6 protein-coding genes and 2 pseudogenes are annotated in these 7,169 nt (G+C 69.9%); 2 read left to right on the top strand and 6 right to left on the bottom strand.

The features are described 5' to 3' along the window. Positions 1-74: 74 nt before the first annotated feature. Positions 75-872 (bottom strand): annotated as a pseudogene (locus tag AB0J87_RS36740) (transposase); the annotation flags it as partial. Positions 873-1,022: 150 nt separating this feature from the next. Here AB0J87_RS36740 and AB0J87_RS36735 point away from each other — a divergent pair. Continuing rightward, positions 1,023-2,309, top strand: coding sequence for a glycoside hydrolase (locus AB0J87_RS36735; RefSeq protein WP_363972908.1), 1,287 nt, complete (start codon positions 1,023-1,025; stop codon positions 2,307-2,309). Here the strand turns inward: AB0J87_RS36735 and AB0J87_RS36730 are convergent. The 5 genes and pseudogenes from AB0J87_RS36730 to AB0J87_RS36710 form a co-directional block, all read right to left on the bottom strand. Then, on the bottom strand, positions 2,266-3,042 hold the full coding sequence (locus tag AB0J87_RS36730) for a cupin domain-containing protein (RefSeq protein WP_363972905.1): 777 nt from the start codon (positions 3,040-3,042) through the stop codon (positions 2,266-2,268). The two genes, AB0J87_RS36735 and AB0J87_RS36730, sit on opposite strands and share 44 nt — an antisense overlap. Beyond that, on the bottom strand, positions 3,039-3,947 hold the full coding sequence (locus tag AB0J87_RS36725; RefSeq protein ID WP_363972902.1) for a PmoA family protein: 909 nt from the start codon (positions 3,945-3,947) through the stop codon (positions 3,039-3,041). The genes AB0J87_RS36730 and AB0J87_RS36725 overlap by 4 nt, the downstream gene beginning before the upstream one ends. Beyond that, on the bottom strand, positions 3,940-4,095 hold the full coding sequence (locus AB0J87_RS36720; protein ID WP_363972945.1) for a hypothetical protein: 156 nt from the start codon (positions 4,093-4,095) through the stop codon (positions 3,940-3,942). The genes AB0J87_RS36725 and AB0J87_RS36720 overlap by 8 nt, the downstream gene beginning before the upstream one ends. Beyond that, positions 4,070-4,460: pseudogene (locus AB0J87_RS36715) on the bottom strand (Gfo/Idh/MocA family oxidoreductase); the annotation flags it as partial. The pseudogene AB0J87_RS36715 and the gene AB0J87_RS36720, both read right to left, overlap by 26 nt. A 141-nt stretch (positions 4,461-4,601) precedes the next feature. Further along, complete coding sequence (locus AB0J87_RS36710) at positions 4,602-5,633, bottom strand: LacI family DNA-binding transcriptional regulator (RefSeq protein ID WP_363972899.1); 1,032 nt, start codon at positions 5,631-5,633, stop codon at positions 4,602-4,604. 177 nt (positions 5,634-5,810) lie between these two features. On the opposite strand from AB0J87_RS36710, the gene AB0J87_RS36705 reads away from it, so the two are divergent. Next, positions 5,811-7,163, top strand: coding sequence for an extracellular solute-binding protein (locus tag AB0J87_RS36705; protein ID WP_363972896.1), 1,353 nt, complete (start codon positions 5,811-5,813; stop codon positions 7,161-7,163). The last annotated feature ends 6 nt before the right edge of the window (positions 7,164-7,169 follow it).

Raw genomic sequence — 7,169 nt, 5'->3', positions numbered from 1 at the left:
CCAAACAAGGACACCATGGTCTGTTCTCGCGCGGGTCAAGCCGGGGCTCGAAGCGGCACACCACCATCCTCACAGTTCTCACGGACGAGCCGAGTCGAAAGCTTGTGCAGGAAGTCACGCCGCCGGTCGGCGATCCGGGCGTACACCTTCGCCACGCGCAGCCGGGCCCTGGCCCGGTTGTTCGATCGCTTCTCCTTACGGGCGAGCGATCGCTGAGCGCGGGCCGGCTTGCGCCGGTCGGCACGTTCGTGACGCGGGTTGACGATCTTCTCGCCGGTCGAGAGCGTGGCCAGCGCCGTGATGCCCGCGTCCACGCCCACCGACGCCTCGACCGGCGGCAGCGGCGAGATCTTCTCCTCGAGGAGGATGGACACGAACCACCGCCCGGCCGCGTCCCTCGACACCGTCACCGTGGACGGCTCGGCCTCCTCGGGCAGCGGACGCGACCACACGATGGTCAGCGGCGCGTCCATCTTCGCCAAGGTGAGCCGGCACTGGCGCCAGCGGAACGCCGAGCAGGTGTACTCCGCGCTCGCGCGCGCCTTCTTCTTGCTCTTGAAGGTCGGGTACTTCGCCCTGCGCGCGAAGAAGTTCGCGAACGCCGCCTGCAGGTGGCGCAGTGCCTGCTGCAACGGCACCGACGACACCTCACCCAGGAACGCCAGCTCGGGCGTCCTCTTCCACGCCGTCAGCGCGGCGGAGGACTCCACATAGGAGACCCGCCTGCCTTCCAGGATGTAGGCACGGGTCCGCTCTTCCAGCGCCTTGTTGTAGACCAGGCGCACGCAACCGAACGTCCGGGCAAGCTCCTCGGCCTGCTCAGGGGTCGGGTGGAAGCGGTACTTGTAGGCCCGCTTCACCAGCTGCGCCACGCCTCACATTTTTGCAGGAAGACCAGCCAAGTGCTGCTCGGTTGTCGTAGACGGGGGTCCGCCTGGCGGCGATTCGCCTGCTCCTGCCCTGCTCCGCAGGAGTCCGATTCCTTCCCCGCCTGAAGGCGGGGGTCTCCTCGGAGGTATCAGATGAACGAACCCCGGCCGGCCGATCCACCGGCGATCACGATCGACGATGGAGTCCGGCACCAGACCATCGACGGGTTCGGGATCTCCATGGCGTTCCGGCGGCACGAACTGGTCAGAGCCCTCCCGGAGGACAGGCAGCGGGAGATCCTCGACCTGTGGTTCAGCCGCGAGAAGGGCGCCGGGCTGAGCATTCTGCGGCTCGGCATCGGCTCGTCCCCGTCGGGCAGCCCGTACGACGAGATGGTGTCGATCCAGCCCGAGGACCCCGGCGGCCCGGACGCCCCGCCCGAGTACGTGTGGGACGGCGACGACAACGGCCAGGTGTGGCTGGCCAAGGCCGCGCAGGCGTACGGCGTCGAGCGCTTCTTCGCCGTCGCCTGGAGCGCGCCCGGCTACATGAAGGACACCGGCGAGGACAGGAACGGCGGCAGGCTGAAGCCGGAGTGGCGGCATGCCTACGCGAATTACCTGGTGCAGTACACGAGGTTCTACGCGCGGGAAGGCATCCGGATCACCGACCTGGGGTTCGCGAACGAGCCCGACTGGACGGCCCCGTACGCCTCCATGCGCTTCACCCCCGAGGAGGCCGCCCAGTTCGTCAAGGTGCTCGGTCCCATCGCCTCGGGCATGCGGGTGGTGTGCTGCGAGTCGGTCGGCTGGACGGAGGCCAGGGCTTACACGGCCGCGATCGAGGCCGACGCCGAGGCCCGTCGCTGGGTGAAGGTCCATACCGGGCACAGCTACGCCACCCCCGTGGACTCCCCGCTGCCGACGGAACGGCCGACGTGGATGTCGGAGTGGCACCCCAACGGCACCAGCTGGAACGAGAGCTGGTACGACGGCAGCGGCTCCGACGGCTTCACGATCGCCCTGGCCGTGCACGACGCGCTCACCCTCGGCCACGTCTCCGGCTACGTGTACTGGCTGGGTGCTTCCGTCGGAAACACCCGGGCGTTGCTGCTGATCGACGAGGCGGCCAAGTCCTACCGGGTCTCCAAGCGGCTGTGGGCGCTGGCCGCCTACAGCCGCTTCGTCAGGCCCGGCGCGGTCAGGCTCGAGACGGCGGTCACGAAGCCCGCCCTGAAGGTGTCCGCGTTCCGCAACCCCGACGGCTCTCGGGTCGTCGAGGTCCTCAACACCGGCATGACCCCTGTGACCTGGGAGGGAGTGGGCGGCGAGGTCGCTGCCTACCTGACGAACGAGGACGAGTCACTCGGACCCGTCCCCGTGACGGACGGGGCGGTCACGCTCCTGCCGCGTGCCCTGACCACGATCGTTCTCGGTTGACCTCGCTCCCCGCGCCGGGCTCGGGCTTCCAGGTTTGGAGGCGTCCGCACATGCCGAACGCCCGGGGCCCCGATCTGGGCGTGGTACGGACGACGGCGGCCTGCCCGAGGTGGGCCGGGTCGCCGTCGGCGATCGCCGCGAGCTGCCTGCGGGTGCGTTCGGTCTCGGCCTCGACGGTCCCGCTCCACAGCTCCGCCCACGACCCGGCCCGTGGGCGGACGAGCGCGGCGGCGAGGCGATGGAAGTCCGCCAGCGCCTGGCCGCCCCGGTCGTCCACGTCCTTCAGGAGCTGCTGGAAGCCGGTGACGGCGAGGTCGCGGCGGGTCCGGGCGGCGGCCGCGCGCTCGGCCTCCGAGCCGTCCGCCGGCAGCGTGGCGGCGGCGAGGTAGGCGTCACGGTCGCGCAGGACGTCGGCGGGGAAGGTGAGGACGGCGTCGCCGGCCTCGGGCAGCCCTGCGTTCTGCATGATCACGACCAGGCGGAGGCCGTCCTCGTTGACCAGGCGATGGATCGTTCCCGGCGAGAACCACAACACCGTGCCCGCTTCGAGCCGGTCCCGGGCGAAGCCCGCGGCGCTGAGGGTGTGCACCTCCCCGCGGCCCGCGGTCACGACGTACGCCTCCGTCGAGACGGTGTGCAGGTGCGGGGTGCCGCCGTGCACGCCGTCGGCGCACTCCCAGTCGTAGACCGCCAGGTCGCTGATCGAGGTGCCGCCGGGGAACAGCGGGGTCACAGTGCGAACTCCGCGCCGAGCTCGTCCAGCTCGGCCCGGTCGCACATGTGGTCGATGAAGACGTAGCGGTGCGTCAGTTCGAGGGTGTCGCCGTCGGCCAGCGCGATCTCCTCGTCGAAGGAGGGGGAGGGGCTGATCACGGCGAACGCCTCCCTGCGGACGAACCACTTGATCGGCACCGACGCGCTGGAGTGCCCGGCGATGGCCAGCACGGTGCCGCCGCCGTCGATCTCGTCGTGCTGCCCGACCATGGCCAGCCACGGGGCCTCGGCGCCCATCATCTCCTCACCGCCCTTCCCGCCGGCGGCGATGATCGTGCCTCCGGTCCAGGACCGGGGGCCGCGCCAGAAGAAGCCCGCGTACCCGGCCAGCGGGCGGCCGTGCGTGGTGGGGCTGCCGAACTCGAGAGTGGCGCCGCGGACGTTGAGCAGCTGCGTGGTGAAGTCCAGCGCCCAGATGCCGCGCTCGGCGTCCACGCCGTGGAAGACCTGGCGGCGCTGTTCGGTGATCCACTGCTCGCCCTGCGCCGAGACCCAGTGCAGGCTCTCCGCGACCGTCACCCGCTCTCCGTCGGAGGAGAGCTCGGCGAAGTCGATGTGGTTCATGTGGCCGAGGTTGTCGCGCCAGTGGTAGTTCCGCTCCACCGAGAACGTCGGGCCGCCCCAGAAGTTCTGCCCGGACAGGTGCGCCCAGGTCATCTGCAGGCCCTTGTGCCAGCGGTGGTCGTGCGGCCGGTAGACCGACATGGGGGCGCCGGACAGGCTGCGGAGGGGATGGAGGTACGGCTTGGGCGATTCGGCGTCGGGCGCGTCCGGGTGGTAGACGTATTGCGCGATGTCCACGTCGCCGGCGGTGACGATCAGGGACTTGTCCTCGTCGCGGACGCTGAGGCTGGGTTCAGGCATGGGTGTTCTCCTGGTGCTGGAGGCGGCTGAGGGCGGTCGGCAGGTCGCCGCCGTTGAGGGAGTGGTAGAAGGGGTTCGTCTCGTCGAGCTCGGCCCGGGTGACGGGCCGCCCCGTGATGGCCGACGGCGTGCACCTCGTGCCAGTCACCGAGCAGGCTGAGCAGGAGATCCATCTGGTGGATGCCAATGGCCCATGGTCGGGCCGCCGCCCTCGGTCTCCCACTTGCCACGCCACGGCACCTCGAAGTAGTCGTGGCCGCGGTACCACAGCGTGTTGCACACGGCGACGAGCGGCGAACCCAGCTCGCCGTCGCCGATGTGCCGGCGCAGCCGCTGGGCCGCGCTGCCGAAGCGGTGCTGGAAGACGTAACTGGCGTACGGGCCGCCGTCCTTCTCGTGGGCGGTGATCTCGTCGTACTCGGCCAGCGACAGCGTCGGCGGCTTCTCGCACCAGACCCACGCGCCGGCGTCCAGGCCGGCGATCACCGCCTCCCGGTGTGCCCCCGGCGCCGACGACGGCGACGCGGACCGGGGACGGAAACGCAGGCATGAACACTCCCTCGGACGACCCAAAAAGTGATCGATCACTTTTTGGCCAACTTAGTTTCGATCACGCCGGGGTGTCAACGCCCGCCTTGTCCCCCGGGTGGGCCTTCAGTCGAGGGGTGACGGCGCGACGGACTCGCGGCTGCGTACGGGCATCGGAACCCGGTGCACTTCGCCCACCCGGTCGCCGTCCGCGCGGTCGCGGTCGATCTCGGTGAACAGCACGTCGACGGCCTTGCGACCCAGCTCGTAATGGGGCAGCGCCACGGTGGTCAGCTTGGGGCGCATCCACGAGGCGATGGGATGGTCGTCGAAGGAGACGACGGAGACGTCGGCGGGCACCTTGAGCCCGAAATCGTCGAGTGCCTGGTAGGCGCCCATGGCGATGCGGTCGTTGAAGCAGATCAGCGCGCGCGGCTGGGCGGTGTGCAGGAGGTCGCGGGTCGCGGCGAGGCCGTATTCGGGCTGCCAGTCGGGGCAGGTGCGGGCACCCGCCACCTCGACCCCCACCTCGCCGAGCGCTTCGCGGATGCCGACGAGCCGTTCCACCGCCGCGACGCTCTCGGCGGGCACGTCGCGCAGACCCGGACCGGCGCCGATCAGGTAGATGCCGTCGCGGTGGCCGGCCTCGAGCAGGATGCGGGCGGCGCGGCGGCCGGCCTCGACCTCGTCGGGAAGGACGGCGGGCAGGGGAGTGGGCTGTTCGGGCAGCGCGTTGAGCAGCACGGCGGGCGTGGCCGTGATGGTCTTGGGCACCTTGATGGTCCTGGTGAACATCGAGGCCAGGACGAGCCCGTCCACCTGCCGGTCATGCATGGCCTGCAGCAGGAGGCTTTCGAGTTCGGCGTCGCCCTCGGTCTCACCGATGAACAGCATGAAGCCGCGGTCGCGGGCGGTCTCGAGCGCTCCCTTGATCATGTCACCGGCCAGCCGCGAGGTGGCGATGGTGTCGGAGATGAAGCCGATCGTCCGGGTGGTGCCCGTACGCAGGCCGACGGAGACGATGTTGGGCCGGTACTGCAACTCGTCGGCCGCTTTCAGCACCCGCTGCTCGACGTCCTGAGAGATGCGCAGCTCACGGCCGCGGCCGGACAGGACGAGCGAAGCGGTCGTGCGGGAGACGCCGGCAGCCTTGGCCACATCCGCCAAGGTGACCCGTCGTGGGCTCACCCAGGACCTCCGATCGTCAAGAGTGGGTTACGGGGGGTTGACATCGTACGACACGCACCGTGAGACTAACGGGCGCTAACCCGATTTAGCAACGGAGTTCGGGACATCAGCCTGCGCCGATTGTCCCAGGCAGCAGAGGAGATGCACATGGCTCGTCGAGGTCGCTCCGGGGCCGCGCTGGTGATCGCCATGGGGACGCTGGCCGCCGCCTGCGCGGCTCCCGGCAGCAACAGCCCGCAGCCCGCGGCTACCAGCGCGTCGGCCCCGTCCGCGGCGCCCACCTGCGGCACGGCGCCGATCACGATGAACGGCTACTTCGAGACCGGTTTCCCGCTGCCCAAGGCGCTGACCACCGAGTTCACCAAGCAGCACCCGAACGTCACGTGGAACATCCGCGAGGACCAGTTCGCCGTGATCACGCAGAACGCCCCCCGCGTGCTGGCGGACAACCCGCCCGACCTGATGCGCCTGCCCCAGGTCTCCGAGCTGGTCAAGGACAACCTGCTGAAGAACCTCGACGGCTACGCGAAGGTGTTCGGCTGGGACACGTGGCCGGCTTCCCAGCTTGAGCAGCTGCGCCTCGGCCCGGGCGGACGGCCGCGCGGCGAGGGCTCGCTGTACGCCCTGGGCCTCAACTCCAGCATGACCGGGATCTTCTACAACAAGAAGCTCGCCGCGAAGATCGGGATGTCCGCGCCGCCCGCCACGCTGGCCGAGCTCGACGCGCTGCTGGACAAGGCCAAGAAGGCGGGCATCACGCCCATCGTGCAGTTCAACGGCGGCGCCACCGGCGGCCTGGCGTTCCCGCTGCAGGACCTCATGGCCTCCTACGGCCCGGCCGCCCCGATCAACGACTGGATCTTCCAGAAGCCCGGCGCCACGATCGACACCCCGTCGAACCTGCAGGCCGTCCAGCACCTGGAACGGTGGATCAAGGCGGGATACTTCCAGAAGGACGTCAACGCGGTCGACTACGCGACGATGATGAGCCGCTTCATCGACGGCCAGGGGCTGTTCATGTTCAACGGCGACTGGGAGTCCGGCAACCTCGACAAGCAGATGCCGGGCGACGTCGGCTTCTCCCTGATGCCGCCGGCGCAGCAGGGCGGCAAGCGGGCCGCCATGTCGGCGCCCCTCACCTTCGGCATCGCCGCGAACGCCAAGAACGCCGACTGCGCCGCCTTCTTCCTCGACTGGGTGGCCACCGACAAGCGGGCCCGCGAGATCGGCGTCGAGGTCGGCGGCTCGCGTCCGATGGGTCCCGCCGACGCGTACATGCCCGAGGTGGCCGCGGACAAGGTCACCGCCGGCACGCTGGCGGCCGGAGCGGACATCTCCAAGGACAACGGCGCGATGGACTTCATCGCCAACGCCACCGGCGCCATCTACGCCAAGAGCTGGACGCCGCAGCTGCAGAAGCTGGTGGCCGGGCAGCAGAAGCCGCAGGAGCTGCTGAAGACGGTCCAGGCCGACTACGCCGGCCAGCTCGAAGGGAACTGAAGCAGG

It is taken from the genome of Nonomuraea sp. NPDC049625 (genome assembly GCF_040675285.1).
Classification (GTDB): domain Bacteria; phylum Actinomycetota; class Actinomycetes; order Streptosporangiales; family Streptosporangiaceae; genus Nonomuraea; species Nonomuraea angiospora_A.
The sequence above is the reverse complement of the archived record's forward strand: the minus strand, read 5'-3'. Positions and strand labels throughout refer to the sequence as shown.

What these genes read in the sequence shown, in the direction of transcription:
- AB0J87_RS36705 (WP_363972896.1), top strand. Translation starts at nt 5,811, where the DNA reads ATGGCTCGTCGAGGTCGCTCCGGGGCCGCGCTGGTGATCGCCATGGGG.
- AB0J87_RS36735 (WP_363972908.1), top strand. Translation starts at nt 1,023, where the DNA reads ATGAACGAACCCCGGCCGGCCGATCCACCGGCGATCACGATCGACGAT.
- AB0J87_RS36725 (WP_363972902.1), bottom strand. Translation starts at nt 3,947, where the DNA reads ATGCCTGAACCCAGCCTCAGCGTCCGCGACGAGGACAAGTCCCTGATC.